Source organism: Dakarella massiliensis (assembly GCF_001182045.1).
Lineage (GTDB): Bacteria > Pseudomonadota > Gammaproteobacteria > Burkholderiales > Burkholderiaceae_F > Mesosutterella > Mesosutterella massiliensis.
In genome coordinates this window covers 84,064-102,544 of sequence record NZ_CVTY01000005.1, presented here as the reverse complement: position 1 = coordinate 102,544, position 18,481 = coordinate 84,064, and the positions used below count along the sequence as shown (strand labels likewise).

Genomic DNA, 18,481 nt, shown 5'->3' with positions numbered 1-18,481 from the left:
CATGTCTGAAAAAGTTTTTGCTCCGCGCCTCGCGCGCCGGACGTTTTTAGCGGCCAGCGCGGCCTCTGCCGCGCTCATGCTGACAGGCTGCCTGAACCTTGCTCCGCGCTACGAGAAGCCGGCCGCCCCGACTGAAACCAGTCAGGACTGGGCGGTCTCACCCCGGGATGCCGGGGTGAAGGAAGGGGAGCTCGTCACCTGGGATAAGTTCTTCCTCGATGAACGGCTCCGCAAGGTGATTGAACTCGCGCTCGCGAATAATCGCGATCTGCGTCAGTCGATGCTCGAAGTGGAACGCCTGAGGGCGCTCTACCGGGTGTCGCGCGCTGAGCTCTTCCCGACGGTTGGCGCTCAGGCGGATGCGACGCACTCGCGTTCTTCGATCGATGCGCTCCAGCCCGGCTACCCGCGGCACTCGCACGTCTACGCGGCGAACCTCGCGATGTCTTCCTATGAGATTGATTTTTTCGGGAAGATCCGCAATATGAATGAGCAGGCTCTGCAGGCGTTCTTCGCTGGCGAAGACGCCCGCCGCAGTGCTCAGAACACGCTGATCGCCGAAGTGGCGACCGAGTGGCTCTCGATCGGCGCGGACCAGGCCAATCTTGACCTTGCCCGCCGCACGCTTGAAAGCCAGACGGCCTCTTACAGCCTCGTGGAAAAGAGCTACAACGCCGGTGCCTCAAACCGCCTCGAACTGAACCAGGCGAAGGAAACGGTCGCAACGGCGAAGATCGCCGTTCAGACGGCGATCGCGAGCCTCGAACAGGATCAGAACGCGCTGCGTCTCCTCGTGGGAGCCGAAGTGCCTGCCGATCTCCTCCCGAAGAAGATCGAGCTCGGCGCGACGCTGCCCGCCACAATGCCGGCCGGACTCCCCTCGCAGGTGTTGCTGCGCCGTCCGGACATTTCGTCCGCTGAACGCAGCCTCCGCTCCGCGAACGCCAATATCGGTGTTGCCCGTGCCGCGTTCTTCCCGAGCATTACGCTCACGAGCTCGATCGGCACGCTCTCCACCGATATGTCGAACCTCTTCAAGGGCGGCCGCGGCACGTGGTCCTTTGCCCCGGCGATTTCGCTCCCGATCTTTACGGGCGGCGCGAATGAAGCGAATCTTGAAGCGGCGAAGATCTATCAGAAAGAACAGGTCGCGGCTTACGAGAAGGCTATTCAGACGGCGTTCCGCGAGGTGAATGACGCGCTTTCCACGGAAAGCACGATCACGAAGCGCGTGGAAGCGCAGGATGAAATGGTGAAGGCCGCTGAATCTGCCTACGAGGTGGCGGATCTCCGCTATAAGCACGGCGTGGATAACTTCCTCGCGGTGCTCGACTCGCAGCGCACGATGTTCTCCGCGCAGCAGGCTCAGATTTCCACCCGCCTCGCCCGCGCTGTCAGCATCGTGACGCTCTACAAGGTGCTGGGCGGCGGTCAGGAAGTGGCTTCTCAGCCTGAACAGGGAGGCAAGAAGCCGTTATGAGCACATATTCCGGAAGATCGAGAGTCTGCCCCAAGGCAGCACAGCGGCGGGAAGAAATTCTCGACGCTGCCATCCGCTGCTTCCGGGAGAAGGGCTTCCACGCCGCGAGCATGAGCTCCATCGCGAAGGCGTTTGGAATGAGCGCGGGCCACATCTACAACCACTTCGACAGCAAGGAAGACATTATCGAAGCGATTGTGAACCGGTGGCTTGATAATTACATTCACACTATCCAGATCCAGATCCGGTGGAATCCGGATCCGGATATCCATCGCGAAGAGGTTCAGGAGAGCATCGGTCAGCAGATCGAGGATCGCCTGACCTGCGGAGACCGCGCTCTGAGGTTCGAAATTGCGGCTGAAAGCTTCCGCAATAAGAAGATCGCGGAGTGCATCCGGAGAGCGGACCGCGTGGGGCGTAAGCACCTGATGGAGCAGGCGGTGGCCTGCTACCGTGAGCACGGTGTTGAGCCGCCGGCTGATCTGGAAAAGCGGCTTGTGGTGGTTGGGGCCTTCCTCGACGGACTCGTGTTTTATACCGGCATGGATCCGGAGTTTGAGCCGAAGACCGTACTTCCGATCCTTACGGATATCCTGCTTCATCTTGAGAAGAGTGACGGGAAACCGTCAGACAAGGGAAAAGCGGAAAAAGAAGCATAAAAAAAGCGCCAGTTGAATCTGAACTGGCGCTTTTCATTTACCGGTACGGATCAGTCTTCAGACGAATCCAGGTTCACCGGAACGTAGATCTGATCACCGCCTCTCTGCACGAGGATGGCGATCTGCTTCTTGCCTTCAATCGCCTTCGAAAGATCGGAGACGGTCTTCACGGGCTGCCCGTTCACAGCGACGATCACGTCACCGCTCGCGATGCCGGCGGACGCCGCGGCACCTGTGGCATTGCCGACGAGGAGGCCTGAGGTGCCGGCCTTCTTCGCTTCCTTCGCGGTCAGCGGGCGGACAGAGACACCGAGCTTACCGGCCTTCGCTTCGGCCTTCGGCGTATCGGATTCTTCGCCAGCCTTCAGCGTGTTCGTCTTGCCGTCAGCCACACCCACGGTCACCGGAACCGTGATTTCCTTCTTGTTGCGGATAACGGTGAGCTTCACCGTGGAGCCCGGCTTCGCGAACGAAATCTGGCGCGGAATATCGCTGTAGTTCTTCACGTGCGTGCCATCGACACCCACAATGATGTCGCCCGACTGGAGGCCAGCCTTTGCGGCCGGGCTGTCCTTATCGGTTCTCGAAACAAGAGCGCCCTTCGTGTCTTCAGGCAGTCCGAAGCCCTTCGCGAGCTCAGGCGTGAGCGACTGGATCATGACACCAATGCGGCCGCGGGTCACCTTGCCGTTCTTCAGAATTTGGTCCTTCACCTGGGTCGCGATATTGATCGGGATCGCGAAGGAGAGGCCCATCGAGCCGCCGGAGGTCGAGAAGATCTGAGAGTTGATGCCGATCACTTCGCCGTTCATGTTGAAGAGCGGGCCGCCGGAGTTGCCGGGGTTGATGGCCACGTCGGTCTGAATGAACGGAACGAGGTTTTCGTCCGGCAGGTTGCGGGACTTGGCGGACACAATGCCGGCGGTCACCGAGTTTGTAAGACCGAACGGGCTGCCGATAGCGGCCACCCACTCGCCGACCTTCACGTTGTCGCTGTTGCCGAGGCGGACATAGGGCAGATCCTTCGCATTGATCTTCACCACCGCGATATCGGTCTGCGTGTCGAGGCCGAGAACCTTGCCGCGGAACTCACGGTCATCGGTGAGACGCACCGTGATTTCGTCAGCGCCGTTCACAACGTGGGCGTTCGTCAGAATGAGGCCGTCGGAGCTGATGATGAAGCCGGAACCCGTGCCGCGCTCCTCCGGAACGGTGCGTTCACCGTTGCCGCCGAAGATCGGGAAACCGAAGCGCTTCAGAATTTCCGCCTGATCAGGGGGCAGATTGCCGAACGGGCTGTCCACCTTTTCCTTATGGGCCTTCTTCACCATCGAGATGTTGACGACCGCTTTGCCGTAGTGATCCACGAGAACGGTGAAGTCAGGCAGCTTCGACTGATTGACAATCGGAGCGGCCGGAGCGTCCTGAACCGGAGTGCTCTTGGCATAAGCCGTGTAGACACCGCCGGCAAGCGCTGTTGCAATTGCCGCCGCCACCAGGGCCGGCTTGATAAATTTGGAAGAAATCACCTGAAAATCTCCTGATTGGTTGCCTGGGCGACTCGAACAGACCGCTTCGAACCGCTTCTGAATGTATAGAAGAAAGATAGTGGAAAAAAAGGGAACTGCGCTTTTCAGGTTGTGAACCGATTCCTGAATTTGTAACAAAGCCAATCGGTTTTAACTGTCTGAGGGGAAACTGATTTCCATGGTTGTCCCCCGCCCGTCAAGGCCGTCCTTTATATCGATATGTCCATGATGTATTTCCGCAATTCGCTGCACGATGGCAAGCCCGAGGCCGTTTCCGGATACATGTGTGCCAAGCGCCCGGTAGAAGCGCTCAAAGACGCGGGCACGGTCTTTCTCCGGGATTCCCGGGCCGTTATCGGACACCCGGACGAGGATCCGGGAGCCGTCCTGAAGCGCTGTGAGCTCGATCCGGCCCCCTTCCTGCGTGTACTTGATCGCGTTATCCGTGAGGTTTGTCACCATCATGAGAAGGGCATCCTTCATGCCGCGGATCGTGAGGTCAGAAGGGGCAGCAGTGATCGTGATCGATTTTTCGCCCGCGATCGGTTCGAGGTCATGCTGCACGGTGGAGAGGAGCTCTCCGATGGAGATCCGCTCAAACGGACGCCGCGCGGAATCCGGGTCGAGCCTTGCGATCGTGAGGAGCTGCTCAATCAGGTGCGTGGCGCGGGAAATGCCTTCATCAAGCCGCGAGAGGTTCTTCGCGAGCGCCTCGGGGGTTTTTGCGCGCTTTGCGAGCTGCGCCTGAAGCTTGATCGCGGTGAGCGGCGTGCGGAGTTCATGCGCGGCGTCTGAAGCGAAGCGGCGCTGTGACTCAAGACTCGCGGAAAGGCGCGCCATGAGGCTGTTAATGGCGTTCACGAGCCCCCGGAGCTCAGCGGGTAGCCCTTCGGTGCTGATCGGTTTCAGGGACTCGGGTGAGCGGCTCGCGACGCTTCGCGCGGTGCGGTCGAGCGGCGCGAGACCCTGCCCCACAATCAGCCACACAATGATCGCGGTGAGCGGCAGAAGAATGAGAAGCGGCTGCAGGATCTCAAGCGACGCGGATGCGGCAAGGCTCACGCGGACCGACTCAGGCTGTCCGACTTCAATGATTTCGGAACCGGCGGTCGTTGTGAAGACGCGCCACGCGGCCCCCTCATATTGAATGTCCGAGAACCCCTCCCGCTCGAGAATCGGGAAGGGAGAAGTCTTCGCGGAGAGAAAAAGCGAGTTGCTGCCTGATTCATAGACCTGGACGAGAATCCGGTGCTCCGGATTGCTTCCGACGAGGGTGAGGCTCGAGGGCGGAATGTTGCCGCGCTTGGCTAGCGCGGTCGCCATCTGTTTCAGCTCCGAGTCAAGGAACTGATCAAACTGCGACTGCGCGGTGTAGAACGACGCCCAGGCGGCGACGATACCGGCCAGAAGCTCCGTGAAGATCAGGGTGAAGAGCAGCTTTCGGCGGATGGACCCCATGCTCTTCAGGTCTCCAGAATGTAGCCCATGCCGCGCACCGTCTTGATGGCGTCCTCGGAAAGCTTCTTGCGGAGGTGATGGATATGCACCTCAATCGCGTTCGAACCCACGGTAGAGTCCCAGTTGTAGAGCTTGCTTTCCAGCTGGGCGCGCGACAGCACAAGCCCCTTCCGCTCCGCGAGCGCTTCTAGAAGGGCGTACTCCTTCGCGGAGAGAATGACAGGTTTCCCGTCGAAGGTCACTTCGCGGGTGGAGGGATTGATCGTGAGGCGGCCCCGCGTGATCAGGGGATCCGCCCGGCCGGCAGAGCGCCTGAGCAGCGCGCGGATGCGGGCTGAGAGCTCCTCCAGGTCAAAGGGCTTGATCAGATAGTCATCCGCCCCCGAATCAAGCCCGGCGATGCGGTCATCCACGGTGTCACGCGCGGTTGTGATCAGAACCGGAATATGGCTTTCCTTGGAGCGGATTTCCTTCAGCACCTCGAGTCCATCGCGGCCCGGAAGGCCGAGATCCAGAATGACGAGAGCAAAGGGCGTCGTATGCAGTGCGAGCAGCGCGGAATCGCCATCCTGCAGCCAGTCGACGGCATAACCGTCTCCCTGAAGCCACTCGGAGACGCTTTCGCCGATCATCGGGTCATCTTCAACAAGGAGGATTCTCATTTTCTTTTACTCTGCCTCAGCGCGGTGATCTTATCCATTTCGTATAACAGGATAAAACGAATAAGAGGAAAAATCATAATCATCAGAAGGAGAAAGCCGGGGAGACGGTTCCAGATGGCGGAACGGCTGCCGGCGACGGCTTCCGTTGCGGCTCCCATAATGCCGCCGATCGCGAGAATGGCGGAGGCCCAGAGAAGAGACCCGACGGCGGCGAAAATCAGGAACCGGACCGAGGTGAGTGTCGGGGACTGGGCCGCGAGAAGCGGAAACCGGGCTTTCTTCTGCGGGAGGAACCGGTAGAAGAGCACCGCGGGAAGCGTTTCCCGATAGAGCGGGAGCCGCCTCTCAAGCAGTGTCTGTGATACGAAAAAGCGGGCCACAGGGGAGTCCGAGCGGTTCCTGAACGCGAAGTAGAAGATCACGTCCGCGGCGAAGGCCGCAAGAAACGCCGCGGTGAGGGACTGCGGCGCCTGAAGGATGCCGATCCAGCAGAGAAATCCGGCAAGCGCCACGACGGTTTCGCTTCCAAGAAGCGTCAGCGCGGCGAGAAACCAGACTCCCCAGCGGGCGACCAGCACCGGAAAATCCGGATAGGACATCAGATCGAAAGAAGGCATGGACGGATCACAAAAAAACAGGATACGGAAGCAAATACCCATGAATCAACGTGGTAAGCTCTCCCCCGCTTATTCTGGATGAATTTTTATGGCTCTGGGTGCTTCTATTTACAAAGCGGAACTGGATATCTCAAATCTGGACCGCAACTATTACGCGAACCGCATTCTGACGGTGGCCCGTCATCCCTCGGAAACCGAGGGACGGATGATGCTGCGGCTGCTTTGCTACTGCCTCTGGGACAGTGACACGATCCGCTTCGCTGACGGCCTCTCCAAGGAAGGGGAGCCGGCGCTCGCGGATACGGATGACACAGGCTGGATCAGTCTCTGGGTTGAGCTCGGAGTGCCCACCGTGAAGCAGCTGAGGAAAGCCGCGAGCCGAAGCTCCCACGTGGCTGTCATGGCTTACGGCGAAGATCGGATCAAAGCCTGGTGGGAATCCTGCCGCGGAGACCTGGAAAAGATCGGGAAGCTTTCTATTTACAGTTTGACAGACGCGGAATTTGAGGCACTCGCCGCGCTTGCCCGGCGCCATATGCGGCTCGCCGTCACGGTCCAGGACCGAGTGGTCTGGGTGGCAGACGCCCAAGGCAGCAATATCGAGATTCATCCGGCTGTGATGAGGGAAGCGACAGAGTAAGCGCATCCCTTGCTCCGCATTCCGGCAAAAAGAAAGGCACCCATGGCGGGTGCCTTTCTTATTTATCGATCAGCTGAGACCTCAGTCCTTCTTAATGAAGTCCTTCGCTACGGAAACGACGATGGAGAGGCAGATTGCCAGCCCCAGAATTGCCATCCAGTAAAAGTAGCTCATGTTATGTCCTTTTCAGTAGGGAGGCGGCTGAAGCGTTCCAGCGCCTCCCGGATTCATCAGTAGAGGCTGTGAGAGTTTTCCGAGACGTACTCGTGGGTCACCTTGCCTCTCATCACGTGATAGGCCCAGCTCGTGTAGATCACAACGAGCGGGAGGAAGATCAGCGTGACGAAGAACATGATTTCAAGCGTGAGCTGGGAGCTCGTGCAGTCCCAGAGCGTAAGGCTGGAGACTGGGTCGAGCGAGGACGGCATCACGAACGGGAACATGGTGACAAAAGGCGTCAGCACGATACCGAGGAGCGCCACCGAAGAGGCAACGATCGCAGAACCCCACTTGCCGGCCTTGCCGAAGACGAGGCTCAGGAGCGAACCGAGCAGGCCAAGGGCAGGGAGCAGGTAGAAGTAGGGGTGAGCGGAGAGGTTGTCGAACCAGCTGCCGCCGATCGCCACAGACTTCGCGAGCGGGTTCGGGAAGCCAGCCGGATCCAGACCCGTGGCCGTGTAGCCCGGAATCGCCATCGCAAGCCAGATGCCGGCGAGAGCGAAGAGGACAAACGTCGCGGCCGAGCTCAGGGTGGACACGCGGGCGGAACGCGCCTGCAGGTCACCTTCAGTCTTCAGGACGAGGTAGTTGGCGCCGTGCATGATCACCATCGCGATGCTGACAACGCCGCAGAGCAGAGCGAACGGGTTGAGCAGCGCGAAGAACGAGCCTTCATAGTAGACACGCATCGTGGTGTCGATCCGGAAGGGCACGCCCTGCAGCAGGTTGCCGAAAGCAACGCCGCAGATGATCGGCGGAACGGCAGAGCCGAGGAAGAGGAGCGTATCCCAGAGGGTGCGCCACTTGGTGCTGTCAACCTTGCTGCGGTAGTCAAAGGCCACCGGGCGGAAGATCAGCATGAACAGCACGATGAGCAGCGCCCAGTAGAAGCCCGAGAACGCGGTCGCGTAGGCGATCGGCCAGGCCGCGAACATGGCGCCGGCACCGGTAAGAAGCCACACTTCGTTGCCGTCCCAATGCGGGGCGACGGCGTTGATCATGATGCGGCGTTCCTCGTTGGTCTTACCGAGGAAGGGGAGGAGGGTCCCCGCGCCCATGTCCTGGCCATCCATAATGGCGAAGCCAGTAAGCAGGACGGCGATGAAGAGCCACCAGATCAATTTCAGGATTTCATAGTCAATCATGGCATTCTCCGGTTATCTGTGGTTTTCAAAGAAGTAGCGACCGGTGCCGAGCGAAGAGGGCCCGAGACCTGCGAACTTCTTCATCAGCCAGACTTCCACCACGATCAGGCAGGAGTACAGCACGATGAAACCGGCGAGGGAGCCGAACACGGATCCGGCGGTAAGCGACGAAACCGAGAGATCGACAGGAAGCATGCCGTAGATGGACCAGGGCTGGCGGCCGACTTCGGTCACCACCCAGCCGAGTTCATTCGCGATCCAGGGCAGCGGCATACCGATCACAGCAGCCGTCAGATAGCAGGACTTCTTGTCCACAGAACCCTTGACCGAGTAAATGAGACCCGCCAGGAAGAGCACGATCATCAGCAGACCGCTGACCACCATGCCGCGGAAGCTCCAGAAGATCAGACCGACAGACGGAATGGTGTGAGCCGCAGCTTCCTGAATCACTTCAGGCGTGGCATTGGCAACATCATTCGTGTACTTGCGCAGCAGGAGGCCATAGCCGAGGTACGGCTGGACTTCCTTGAACTTCGCGAGGAGCGCAGGATCCTTCGGGGAGGCGCGGAGGGCTTCGAGAGCCACGACGGCTTCCTTGCCGCGGGTGATGCGGTCAACGTTGCGTTCAACCAGCTGATTGATGCCGGGAACCGGAGTGGAGAGAGAACGCGTACCGATCAGGCCGAGAATCCACGGGATCCTCACTTCAGCGTGATTCGTGCGGGCCTCAGAGTCCGGAATGGCGAAAACCGTAATCGGAGCCGGGGTGGATTCCGTGTTCCAGATCGCTTCCATGGCGGCGAGCTTCTCAGGCTGGTCGCGGGTCGCGAGGTAGGCGGATTCGTCGCCCTGATGGATCGTGAAGAGCGAGGTCACGAGACCGAACGCGCAGGCGATCATGATGGACTTCTTGGCGAATTCAACGTCTCTCTTGCGGAGCAGGTACCAGGCGGAAATAGCCATCACGAAGACAGCGCCCGTCATGTAGCCGGCGCTCACCGTGTGGGTAAACGTGGCCTGAGCCCATTCGCTCGAGATGATGGTCCAGAAGCTGTCCATCTCCATACGCATCGTTTCAACGTTGAAGACGGAGCCCTTCGGGAACTGCATCCAGCCGTTGGCGATCAGAATCCACATGGCGGAAATATTGGTACCGAGAGCCATGAGGAACGTGCAGACCCAGTGCCCCAGGCGGCTCAGCCGCTTCCAGCCGAAGAAGAAGAGGCCGGCGAAAGTGGATTCCATGAAGAACGCCACCAGAGCCTCAATCGCGAGCGGAGCGCCGAAAATATCGCCCACGTAGTGCGAGTAGTAGGCCCAGTTCGTGCCGAACTGGAATTCCATGGTGATACCGGTAGCAATGCCCATGGCGAAGTTAATCGCGAAGAGCTTGCCCCAGAATCGGGTCATGTCTTTATAGATTTCTTTCCCCGTGACCACATAGCAGCCTTCCATGGCCACGAGGATCATGGAAAGTCCGAGAGTGAGCGGGACGAAGAGGTAGTGGTAAAGAGCCGTGACAGCGAATTGCAATCGCGACAGGTCTACAAGTTCAGGTGTAATCATGGTATGTCTCTGTGAAGGCTGGACTCAGGAGCCGAGATCTGAGAATCCGAAATCGGCCGGTCCAGGATGGCGTTCCCCACGGCAGTCGCGGACGTATCAGGTCTGTGACTGGGTGAGAAGAAAACCAGCCAAAGAAGAAAAATACAGAGAACCTTTACCCCTATCACGAGCCAGAGGTGAAGGGTCAGATGCTTTTCCTGGTCTTTCCGTGTGCCTTTTTTCATGGGTATTTTTTGTGAAGGGCGAACTAGAGAAAATAATAGCCTAAGGTTGAAACTTAGTAAATTATGAAAGTAGTTGTTTCACCTTAAATAGCACTTAAAAGTAACTATCTTCGCTCAAAGAAGGCGAATCAGGCAAAAAAATCCCCTGAGGATTCCTCAGGGGATTTTATACGGGAAAACCCGTTTTCTGTGTACTCTTTTTACTCTTTCTGCTCGGTTTCGGCAGGGGCGACCGGGATATGAATGATCGGGGGAGGCACCGCGGCGGCCTCAGCCTTGATCTGCCAGATCTTCAGAAGCTCATCCTGGCCGGGGACCGGCTGGTTCTCGCGGAGGCGCTCCTGGCGCGAAACGACAGACTCACGGATCACCTTCTCGACGACATCAAGCGGCAGCCGGTTGAGGTTGTCGAAGAAGATCGAGCAGGTGTCGGTGTTGACACCGGGGATCTTGCCCTCGTAGTTCTCGAGCACCTTCGGTTCAGCGATATACAGCGTCATGCTGGTCTCGCCAGGCTCCAGAGCAAACAGCGGATTCATCTCATATTCATAGAACGCCAGACCATAGCGCATGCTCTCATGCACGCCGCGCGCGTTGCGGCGGATAAGACTGCAAACGCGGGCCATAGCGACGCGCCGATCGGGAGGCAGGGTTTGCAGAAAACCGCCTACCGTCGTTGCTGTTGGAACCATTCAGACACCCCCAGAAAATAGACCGAATTTCAATAGCGATAGGGATGAATTTTAACAAATTATCAGTTTCCCTTCATGCTATTAAGGTGATTTCGGCAGGAAATAGAAGAGAACGTAACGAAGAAGCGGGAGCCTGACCATGTAGTCTCTATGAGGTCTAAATGATATTGATTCTCAAGTAGAAATTGTTCTATCGAAGTATGGCAATCAAAGGTCTTTTTCTTTAGCATTACAGGCGATAATGAAATGGTATACCAATATATGCCGTAAATCCGTCATACAGCGGAGGTCGCACATTTATGTTTCAGATTCGTTTGCACGGCCGCGGAGGGCAGGGTGTCGTTACTGCCGCGGAAATGCTGTCGCTGGCAGCGTTCATGGAAGGACACTTCGCCCAGGCCTTCCCGAGTTTCGGTTCCGAGCGCACGGGCGCGCCGGTGACCGCTTTTGCCCGGTTCAGTGATCATGAGATTCGGCTTCATGAGCCGATTGAAGAACCGGATGTCGTGCTGGTGCAGGACAGAACGCTGATTGACTCTGTGGATGTGTTCAGCGGTCTGAATCCCGAAGGCTATGTTCTCGTGAACAGCGCCTCGTCTCCGGAAGAGATCGGGCTTGGCGAGCTCGTGAAGCGGCTCCCCGCGGGGCACGTGAAGACGGTGCCCGCGACGGACCTCGCGCTGAAGTTCATCGGTCGCCCGCTGCCGGGCGCCGCCATGCTGGCGGGCTTCGCCGCGATGACGGGCATGCTGAAGCTGGAAAGCATCAACTCGGCCTACGGTCAGAAATACTCCGGTAAGGTCGCTCAGGCGAACGCGGATGTCGCGCGCGGGGCCTGGGACTTTATCAAGAATGGAGGAGAAGAATAATGCTGAAGCAGCTGGAAGGTTCACAGGGCGTCGCGCAGGCTGTGGCCCTGTGCCGCCCCAATATCGTCTGCGCTTATCCGATTTCCCCCCAGACCCATATCGTTGAGGCGCTCGGCTGCCTGGTGCGCGCGGGAAAGATTGAGGACTGCGAGTATCTCAATGTGGAGAGTGAATTCGGCGCGATGAGCGTCGCGATCGGCGCGAGCGCCGCGGGGGCCCGCGCCTACACGGCGACGGCTTCCCAGGGCCTGCTCTTCATGGCTGAGGCGATTTATAACGCCTCGGGCCTCGGTCTCCCGATCGTGATGACGGTCGCGAACCGCGCGATCGGCGCCCCGATCAACATCTGGAATGATCAGTCGGACTCTCTCTCTCAGCGCGACAGCGGCTGGCTGCAGCTGTTCGCTGAAGACAATCAGGAAGCGGTCGATCTTCATATTCAGGCTTTCCGTATCGCCGAAGAGCTGTCGCTCCCCGTGATGGTCTGCATGGACGGTTTCGTTCTGACGCATGCGCTCGAACGCATGGATATTCCGTCCCAGGAGCAGGTGGATCAGTTCCTCCCGCCCTATGAGCCGCGTCAGGTGCTCGATCCTGAGGATCCGGTGTCGATCGGCGCCATGGTGGGACCGGAAGCGTTTACCGAAGTCCGTTACCTCGCGCAGCATCGTTTCAATACGGCGCTTGAAGTCCTGCCCCGCGTGCAGGAAGAGTTTGCGAAGATTTTCGGCCGCCGCTCCGGCGGTCTCCTCTCCACGTACCGTACCGAAGACACGGATATCCGCGTGATTGGCATGGGTTCCTGCATCGGCACGATCAAGGATTCCGTGGATGAGCTCCGGGATGAAGGCCTCAACGTGGGCGTTGTCAGCCTGAAGAGCTTCCGTCCGTTCCCGTATGACGCTGTGAGGGAAGCGCTGAAGGGTGCGTCCCGCGTGGTCGTGATTGACCGCACGGTGACCCCGGGCAGCCGCGGTGTTCTCGGCATGGAAGTGGAATCCGCGCTCCGCGGCACAGGCACCGCCGTGAATACGGTGATTGCCGGCCTGGGCGGCCGCGCGATTACGCGTCACAGCATCAAGGCGACGCTGAAGGACGCGGCAGCCGGGAAGCTGCCGGACATCTTCTTCATGGATCTCGACCGTGAGCTCGTTGAAAACCAGCTCGCGCGTGAGGCGAAGACCCGCCGTTCCGGTCCTGCAGCAGAAGAGATGCTGAAGGATGTTGGTCGCAGGAGCGCAGCCCAGGCTGCGTCCAAGTAGGCTTTAGGAGGCCAGTATGGAAGAGTCAAGAATCCATTTTTATCAGACCGGCACCTTTACGGTTGGTAATCGGCTTCTGGATGAGAAGCTGAAGACACTGCAGAGCTCGACCAAGCGCTTCAATTCGCTGGAATCGGGACACCGCGCCTGTCAGGGCTGCGGCGAGGCGCTCGGCGCCCGCTACGCGCTCGACACGGCGATGGAAGAAACCGATGGCCGGATCGCCGTGACGAACGCCACCGGGTGTCTGGAAGTCTTTTCAACACCGTATCCGGAAAGCGCATGGAGAATGCCGTGGCTGCATTCGCTCTTCGGCAACGCGGCGGCTGTTGCGACCGGCATGGCTGCGGCCTATCGGGTCCGCGCGAAGAAGGACGGTAAGCCTCCGGTCCGTGTGATCGCCCAGGGCGGCGACGGCGGCACAACCGATATCGGCATGGGCTGCCTCTCCGGCATGTTCGACCGCAATGACGATGTGCTCTACATCTGCTACGACAACGAGGCGTACATGAATACGGGCGTGCAGCGCAGCTCCGCCACGCCTCCGACCGCTCGCACCGCAACGACGATGCCGCAGCCCGGCTACGAAGGCAACAATTTCGGTCAGGGCAAGAGCGTGCCGCTGATCGCCATGGCGCACGGTATTCCGTATGTCGCGACGGCCACGGTGGCGGACCTGCATGACCTTGAGCGCAAGGTGCGCAAGGCGATGTCGATGCACGGCGCCCGCTATATCCAGATTCTCGTTCCGTGCCCGCTCGGCTGGGGCTTCGCTTCCGATAAGACCGTTGAAGTGGCGCGTCTCGCCGCTGAAACTGGCATCTTCCCGGTGTTCGAGGCTGAGAACGGAGAAATCACGGGATCCTATAAGATTCGCCGTCCCACGCCGGTTGAGGCGTATCTGAAGCTGCAGAAGCGCTTCGCCCATCTGCTTGGCAAGAAGGGAGATCCCGAAACGGTGGCCCGTCTGCAGCGCATGGCGAACCGCAATATCGAAAAGTTTGGTCTGACCGAAGAGGCCGAGGAGCATCCTGAGGGACTGTTCCGCAGCCTGGTGAGCCCGAAGGGGGATGCAGAAAGTGTCTGAAAAAATCAATGATGAAACGCCGTTTGCGATTACGCTGAAGCCGCTCACATCGCTCGAGAACCATACGGGCGCGTGGCGTACGCTGAAGCCGGCCTATAACTTTCACGAACCGCCCTGCAGCGCGACGTGTCCCGCCGGGGAACGCTGCCGCGACTGGCTGTTCCTCGCGGAGGATGGCGGCTACGAGGCCGCGTGGCGGAAGATCATGGAAGATAATCCCTTCCCCGCCGTGATGGGCCGTGTCTGCTATCACACGTGCGAAACCGCCTGCAACCGCGGTCAGCTCGATGAATCGGTCGGCATCAACTCGGTTGAACGCTTCCTCGGTGACGAGGCTCTCGAGAAGGGCTGGGCGTCGCCTGTGCCGGCTCAGCCGAGCGGAAAGAAGGTGCTCGTGGTCGGCGCGGGTCCTGCCGGACTCTCCGCCGCCTACCATCTGACTCGCCTCGGGCACCAGGTGACGGTGGTGGATTCGGCTCCTGAGGCCGGCGGCATGATGCGTTACGGCATTCCGAAGTATCGTCTGCCGCGCGACATTCTTGATAAGGAAATCGACCGCATCGTGAAGCTTGGCGTGAAGCTTGAGCTGTCGCACGAAGTGCAGGATCTCGAGGCCGAAATGAAGGCCGGCGGCTATGACGCCGTGTTCCTCGGTGTCGGTGCGAAGCTTGCCCGCCGAGCCTATATCCCGGCCGGTGACTCGGCTCACATCCTGGATGCGGTCTCCGTTCTCCGCTCGATGGAAGGTGAAGAGAAGCCGATGCTTGGGCGCCGCGTTGTGGTCTACGGCGGCGGCAACACCGCGGTCGACGTGGCCCGTACCGTGAAGCGTCTCGGCGCGGAGCCTCTGATGGTCTACCGCCGTACCCGCCAGAAGGCTCCGGCTCACAGCTTCGAAATTGAGGAAGCTATCGAGGAAGGCGTCACGATGAAGTGGCTCTCCACCATTGCGGACGCCGAGGGCGGCGAAATCCGTATTGAGAAGATGGAGCTTGATGAGAACGGTTCCCCGAAGCCGACCGGCGAATTTGAAACGATCACCGCGGATTCCGTGGTGCTCGCGCTCGGTCAGCAGACGGACCTCTCCTTCATTGAGGGCCTCCCTGACGTGAAGACGAAGGACGGCAGCATCGAGGTCGACGACACGCTGATGACCGGCAAGGCCGGAGTCTTCGCGGGCGGCGACGCGATTGAAGGCGCCCGCAACGTGACGGTCGCGATCGGACACGGCAAGAAGGCCGCCCGCGCGATCAATGCCTGGCTGCGCGGCGAGAAGTACGCCGAACCCTATCGCGGGAAGCCTGCCGAATTCGGCAATCTGAACACGTGGTACTTCTCGGACGCTCCGAAGACGGTCCGCCCGATGCTCGACATGGTCCGCCGTCAGACGACCTTTGAGGAAGTGCTGAAGGGGCTCACCGAAGAGAACGCGCTGTACGAAGCCCGCCGCTGCATGAGCTGCGGCAACTGCTTCGAGTGCGATAACTGCTACGGTGTCTGCCCGGATAACGTGATTGAGAAGCTCGGCCCGGGCCGAGGCTACAAGATCGATTACGAGTTCTGCAAGGGCTGCGGTATCTGCGCGAATGAGTGTCCGTGCGGCGCGATCGATATGAAGAAAGAAGAGATCTGAGTCCGGATCTTCTGATATCGGTATAGCGAAGAGGCAGGTTCCTGACGGAACCTGCCTCTTTTGCTTGATGGAAGCCGAACGCGGGTCAGCGGAACTGACGCCGGGCGAGAAGTGCGATCACGACACTCAGCAAAAGGAGAGAGGCCGCGAGATAGTACGGGATGCCAGGCGGAATCAGCTCATCCGTTCCCTTTGCCGTGTAGACAAGAAGCGGTGTGGAGATCACCGGGGCGATGACGCCGGAGAATGAGTTAAGGGAACTGATGGCACCCATCGCGGAGCCCTGCATGGTGGGAGAGACCTGGCGTGAAACCGCGCTCTGAATAATTGGGGAGGCAATGCCAAGGAGCGAAAACGTCCAGGCGAGAATCGCGGCGACGATGCCCCAGGTGGTGAAACCGATCCCCGCGAGCGCGAGGCACCCGATCGAAAGCGCGGCGATCACGAGGTGTTTCTCAGACTGAACGCGGATCAGGGCGGGGAGGAGCCACCCTTGAGTGAACGCGATGCAGAGACCAAGTACGAACATCGAGAGACCGATATTCAGCGGCGTCCATCCGTACCGGAACTCTGTGTAGAGCGCCCAGGTGCACTGCATGAGTGACTGCGAGAGATAGATGAGACCGATGATCAGCACCATCGGAATGATGGGCTTTACCTTCAGAAGCGCGATGATCCCGATGAAGGGATTAAAATGGCGGAAAGTCCAGGGACGCATATCCGGCGTCGTGAGGCTTTCCGGCAGCACGAAGAAGCCGTAGATGAAGTTCAGGCAGCAGATGGCGCCCGCGAAGGCAAAAGGAATCCGCGGATCTATCTGCCCGAGGATGCCGCCGAGCGCCGGGCCGATCACGAAGGCGAGGCCGTAGACCGCGCCGATCTTCCCGAAAGCGGCGGAGCGTTGCTGCTTCGGCGTGATGTCAGCAATGTAGGCCTGGGCGACGACAAGATTCGCGGACAGCATGCCGCCCGCGATGCGGGACGCGAGCACGAGCGGGAGCGACGACGTGAAGGCCGGCACGAACTGCATGATGGAAAGACCGAAGATGCCGGTGAGCAGCACGGGTTTCCGCCCGAAGCGGTCTGAGAGCGCCCCGAGGATCGGCGAGGAGAGGAACTGCATGATGCCGTAGCTCACCATGATCGCGCCGTACCAGTAGGTCTGCAGATCACAGGTGCCTGCCAGATCTCCGATCAGCCGGGGCAGTACAGGAATGATCAGCCCGAAGCCCAGGGCATCCATAAAGATGCAGGCAAGGACAAAGCGGGTGGCGGGTTTAAGACTGCTCATGCGGTGGTGCCGGAAACGGTAGGTACAGAAATTTGAACATTATCCCTCAGATAGGGGATCGGAGGATGATCACAAAATACAGAGTTAAATAAAGCAGGTATGCTAATGAATACGCCCTGCAAAAAATTGTTGCAAAATGGCGTATCCCCCCTGGTCCTAAGAAAAAAAGTCAATATGCGGAAATTCTCACGAATCCTCGTGCCGTTCCTGGAGGGGTCTCTTGTCAAGGAGATCCTGTTTGCACTAGTGATCGGCATTATCGTTGCCCTGGTAGCGCCAGGCATCGCCGTGCCCCTTGGATTCCTCGGCACGTTCTTCATCTCGGCCTTGAAGGCCGTGGCTCCCGTGCTGGTCTTCTTCCTGGTCGCCGCTTCTATCGCGAACCAGAGCGTTGACACCCGGATGTCCATGAAGCCGATCATCGTGCTGTATGCCATCGGTACGCTCGCGTCTTCCATCGTTGCCGTTGTGGCGTCTTTCCTCTGGCCGACCACGATTCACCTCGTGGCTGCCGCTGAGGCGACTGCCCCGGGCGGTATTGCCGAAGTGCTGAAGAACCTCGTTCTCAACATCGTCGATAACCCCGTGAAGGCCCTCGCGAACGCGAACTACATCGGCATTCTCTCCTGGGCTATTGCTCTCGGCTTCATTCTCCGCAACGCGAACGACACCACCCGCGAAATCATTCAGGACTTCTCGGAAGCTGTGACTACGGTCGTCCGTCTCGTGATCCGTATCGCTCCGTTCGGTATTTTCGGTCTGGTCGCGAACACGGTCGCTACGGTCGGTCTCAGCGCTTTCGTGGGCTACGGCAAGCTGCTTCTCCTCCTTGTGGGCAGCATGTTCTTCATCGCCCTCGTGGTCTTCCCGATCATGGTCTGGTTCTGCATCCGCAGGAATCCGTATCCGCTCGTGATTCAGTGCCTGCGCGTGTCCGGTGTCTGCGCTTTCTTCACCCGTTCGTCTGCCGCGAACATTCCGGTGAACCTCGACCTCTGCCGCAATCTGAAGCTTGACGAAGGTACCTACGCGATTTCGATCCCGCTCGGCGCCACGATCAACATGGGCGGCGCTGCCATCACGATCACGATTCTGACGCTTGCTGCCGCGAATTCGCTGGGTGTTCAGGTTGACTTCTGGACCGCCATCCTGCTCTGCTTCGTATCCGCAATCTGTGCCGGCGGCGCCTCCGGTGTTCCGGGCGGCTCCCTGATGCTGATCCCGCTCGCCTGCGGTCTCTTCGGTATTGATAACTCGACCGCCATGCAGGTGGTGGCTGTGGGCTTCATCATCGGCGTGATCCAGGACTCCTGCGAAACGGCTCTGAACTCTTCGAGCGACGTGATGTTTACGGCGGCGGCCTGCATCCGTCAGGAACGTCTCGATGCCGAAAAGGCCAAGTAAGCCTGAAAATTCGGCTGTTTAAGCAGTTCTGAAAACCCTTCCTC

At 59.3% G+C, this 18,481-nt stretch carries 17 protein-coding genes; 8 read left to right on the top strand and 9 right to left on the bottom strand.

Features of this window, described 5'->3' with window-relative positions:
• The first annotated feature begins 1 nt into the window (after window position 1).
• Together BN1936_RS02165 and BN1936_RS02160 are read left to right on the top strand one after the other, a co-directional pair.
• A complete protein-coding gene (locus tag BN1936_RS02165) occupies window positions 2-1,480 on the top strand; it encodes an efflux transporter outer membrane subunit (protein ID WP_022444212.1) in 1,479 nt (492 codons plus the stop codon).
• The gene (locus BN1936_RS02160) at window positions 1,477-2,139 is read left to right on the top strand and encodes a TetR/AcrR family transcriptional regulator (protein ID WP_049686543.1); all 663 of its coding nucleotides are present in this window, start codon (window positions 1,477-1,479) and stop codon (window positions 2,137-2,139) included. Before BN1936_RS02165 ends, BN1936_RS02160 begins: the two co-directional genes overlap by 4 nt.
• Window positions 2,140-2,189: 50 nt before the next feature.
• Here BN1936_RS02160 and BN1936_RS02155 read toward each other — a convergent pair whose 3' ends face one another.
• The 4 genes from BN1936_RS02155 to BN1936_RS02140 all read right to left on the bottom strand — a co-directional run bounded on the left by BN1936_RS02155 (window position 2,190) and on the right by BN1936_RS02140 (window position 6,405).
• On the bottom strand, window positions 2,190-3,668 hold the full coding sequence (locus BN1936_RS02155; RefSeq protein ID WP_022444214.1) for a Do family serine endopeptidase: 1,479 nt from the start codon (window positions 3,666-3,668) through the stop codon (window positions 2,190-2,192).
• 150 nt (window positions 3,669-3,818) lie between these two features.
• Window positions 3,819-5,126 carry an ATP-binding protein gene (locus BN1936_RS02150; protein WP_049686542.1) on the bottom strand — a complete coding sequence of 436 codons (1,308 nt, stop codon included), beginning with the start codon at window positions 5,124-5,126 and terminating at the stop codon, window positions 3,819-3,821.
• Window positions 5,127-5,131: 5 nt separating this feature from the next.
• A complete protein-coding gene (locus tag BN1936_RS02145) occupies window positions 5,132-5,788 on the bottom strand; it encodes a response regulator (RefSeq protein ID WP_022444216.1) in 657 nt (218 codons plus the stop codon).
• Window positions 5,785-6,405, bottom strand: a complete 621-nt coding sequence (locus tag BN1936_RS02140) for a hypothetical protein (RefSeq protein WP_022444217.1) — start codon at window positions 6,403-6,405, stop codon at window positions 5,785-5,787. The genes BN1936_RS02145 and BN1936_RS02140 overlap by 4 nt, the downstream gene beginning before the upstream one ends.
• Before the next feature lie 88 nt (window positions 6,406-6,493).
• Here BN1936_RS02140 and BN1936_RS02135 point away from each other — a divergent pair, with 88 nt between their 5' ends.
• Window positions 6,494-7,045 carry a YaeQ family protein gene (locus BN1936_RS02135; protein WP_049686540.1) on the top strand — a complete coding sequence of 184 codons (552 nt, stop codon included), beginning with the start codon at window positions 6,494-6,496 and terminating at the stop codon, window positions 7,043-7,045.
• A 230-nt stretch (window positions 7,046-7,275) separates the two neighbouring features.
• On the opposite strand, the gene cydB is transcribed toward BN1936_RS02135, so the two are convergent.
• The 4 genes from cydB to BN1936_RS02115 all read right to left on the bottom strand — a co-directional run bounded on the left by cydB (window position 7,276) and on the right by BN1936_RS02115 (window position 10,825).
• A complete protein-coding gene (gene cydB, locus BN1936_RS02130; protein ID WP_049686539.1) occupies window positions 7,276-8,409 on the bottom strand; it encodes a cytochrome d ubiquinol oxidase subunit II in 1,134 nt (377 codons plus the stop codon).
• A gap of 12 nt (window positions 8,410-8,421) precedes the next feature.
• Window positions 8,422-9,975 (bottom strand): cytochrome ubiquinol oxidase subunit I, encoded by a 1,554-nt coding sequence (locus BN1936_RS02125; RefSeq protein WP_049686538.1) that lies wholly within the window; start codon window positions 9,973-9,975, stop codon window positions 8,422-8,424.
• Window positions 9,972-10,199: a cytochrome oxidase putative small subunit CydP gene (gene cydP, locus BN1936_RS11875; RefSeq protein WP_049686537.1), complete on the bottom strand. Its 228-nt coding sequence runs from the start codon at window positions 10,197-10,199 to the stop codon at window positions 9,972-9,974. Before cydP ends, BN1936_RS02125 begins: the two co-directional genes overlap by 4 nt.
• A gap of 200 nt (window positions 10,200-10,399) precedes the next feature.
• Window positions 10,400-10,825, bottom strand: coding sequence for a DUF1801 domain-containing protein (locus BN1936_RS02115; RefSeq protein ID WP_232422052.1), 426 nt, complete (start codon window positions 10,823-10,825; stop codon window positions 10,400-10,402).
• 365 nt (window positions 10,826-11,190) lie between these two features.
• Between BN1936_RS02115 and BN1936_RS02110 the strand changes: the two genes are divergently transcribed.
• The 4 genes from BN1936_RS02110 to BN1936_RS02095 are packed head-to-tail and all read left to right on the top strand — an operon-like array spanning window position 11,191 to window position 15,742.
• A complete protein-coding gene (locus BN1936_RS02110) occupies window positions 11,191-11,760 on the top strand; it encodes a 2-oxoacid:acceptor oxidoreductase family protein (protein WP_022444223.1) in 570 nt (189 codons plus the stop codon).
• Window positions 11,760-13,022 carry a transketolase C-terminal domain-containing protein gene (locus BN1936_RS02105; protein ID WP_022444224.1) on the top strand — a complete coding sequence of 421 codons (1,263 nt, stop codon included), beginning with the start codon at window positions 11,760-11,762 and terminating at the stop codon, window positions 13,020-13,022. The genes BN1936_RS02110 and BN1936_RS02105 overlap by 1 nt, the downstream gene beginning before the upstream one ends.
• Window positions 13,023-13,038: 16 nt before the next feature.
• Entirely contained in the window at window positions 13,039-14,109 is a 1,071-nt protein-coding gene (locus BN1936_RS02100; RefSeq protein WP_022444225.1) for a thiamine pyrophosphate-dependent enzyme, read from the top strand.
• Window positions 14,102-15,742, top strand: a complete 1,641-nt coding sequence (locus BN1936_RS02095) for an NAD(P)-binding protein (RefSeq protein ID WP_232422051.1) — start codon at window positions 14,102-14,104, stop codon at window positions 15,740-15,742. The genes BN1936_RS02100 and BN1936_RS02095 overlap by 8 nt, the downstream gene beginning before the upstream one ends.
• Window positions 15,743-15,827: 85 nt before the next feature.
• On the opposite strand, the gene BN1936_RS02090 is transcribed toward BN1936_RS02095, so the two are convergent.
• Window positions 15,828-17,033, bottom strand: a complete 1,206-nt coding sequence (locus BN1936_RS02090) for a tetracycline resistance MFS efflux pump (RefSeq protein ID WP_022444227.1) — start codon at window positions 17,031-17,033, stop codon at window positions 15,828-15,830.
• 174 nt (window positions 17,034-17,207) lie between these two features.
• Here BN1936_RS02090 and sstT point away from each other — a divergent pair, with 174 nt between their 5' ends.
• Complete coding sequence (gene sstT / locus BN1936_RS02085) at window positions 17,208-18,437, top strand: serine/threonine transporter SstT (RefSeq protein WP_049686536.1); 1,230 nt, start codon at window positions 17,208-17,210, stop codon at window positions 18,435-18,437.
• Window positions 18,438-18,481: the final 44 nt, after the last annotated feature.

Bases quoted from the DNA above. Each gene is read 5' to 3' on its own strand.
- BN1936_RS02165 (WP_022444212.1), top strand. From the start codon at position 2: ATGTCTGAAAAAGTTTTTGCTCCGCGCCTCGCGCGCCGGACGTTTTTA.
- BN1936_RS02160 (WP_049686543.1), top strand. From the start codon at position 1,477: ATGAGCACATATTCCGGAAGATCGAGAGTCTGCCCCAAGGCAGCACAG.
- BN1936_RS02150 (WP_049686542.1), bottom strand. From the start codon at position 5,126: ATGGGGTCCATCCGCCGAAAGCTGCTCTTCACCCTGATCTTCACGGAG.
- BN1936_RS02145 (WP_022444216.1), bottom strand. From the start codon at position 5,788: ATGAGAATCCTCCTTGTTGAAGATGACCCGATGATCGGCGAAAGCGTC.
- BN1936_RS02140 (WP_022444217.1), bottom strand. From the start codon at position 6,405: ATGCCTTCTTTCGATCTGATGTCCTATCCGGATTTTCCGGTGCTGGTC.
- BN1936_RS02135 (WP_049686540.1), top strand. From the start codon at position 6,494: ATGGCTCTGGGTGCTTCTATTTACAAAGCGGAACTGGATATCTCAAAT.
- cydB (WP_049686539.1), bottom strand. From the start codon at position 8,409: ATGATTGACTATGAAATCCTGAAATTGATCTGGTGGCTCTTCATCGCC.
- BN1936_RS02125 (WP_049686538.1), bottom strand. From the start codon at position 9,975: ATGATTACACCTGAACTTGTAGACCTGTCGCGATTGCAATTCGCTGTC.
- cydP (WP_049686537.1), bottom strand. From the start codon at position 10,199: ATGAAAAAAGGCACACGGAAAGACCAGGAAAAGCATCTGACCCTTCAC.
- BN1936_RS02115 (WP_232422052.1), bottom strand. From the start codon at position 10,825: ATGGCCCGCGTTTGCAGTCTTATCCGCCGCAACGCGCGCGGCGTGCAT.
- BN1936_RS02110 (WP_022444223.1), top strand. From the start codon at position 11,191: ATGTTTCAGATTCGTTTGCACGGCCGCGGAGGGCAGGGTGTCGTTACT.
- BN1936_RS02105 (WP_022444224.1), top strand. From the start codon at position 11,760: ATGCTGAAGCAGCTGGAAGGTTCACAGGGCGTCGCGCAGGCTGTGGCC.
- BN1936_RS02100 (WP_022444225.1), top strand. From the start codon at position 13,039: ATGGAAGAGTCAAGAATCCATTTTTATCAGACCGGCACCTTTACGGTT.
- BN1936_RS02090 (WP_022444227.1), bottom strand. From the start codon at position 17,033: ATGAGCAGTCTTAAACCCGCCACCCGCTTTGTCCTTGCCTGCATCTTT.
- sstT (WP_049686536.1), top strand. From the start codon at position 17,208: ATGCGGAAATTCTCACGAATCCTCGTGCCGTTCCTGGAGGGGTCTCTT.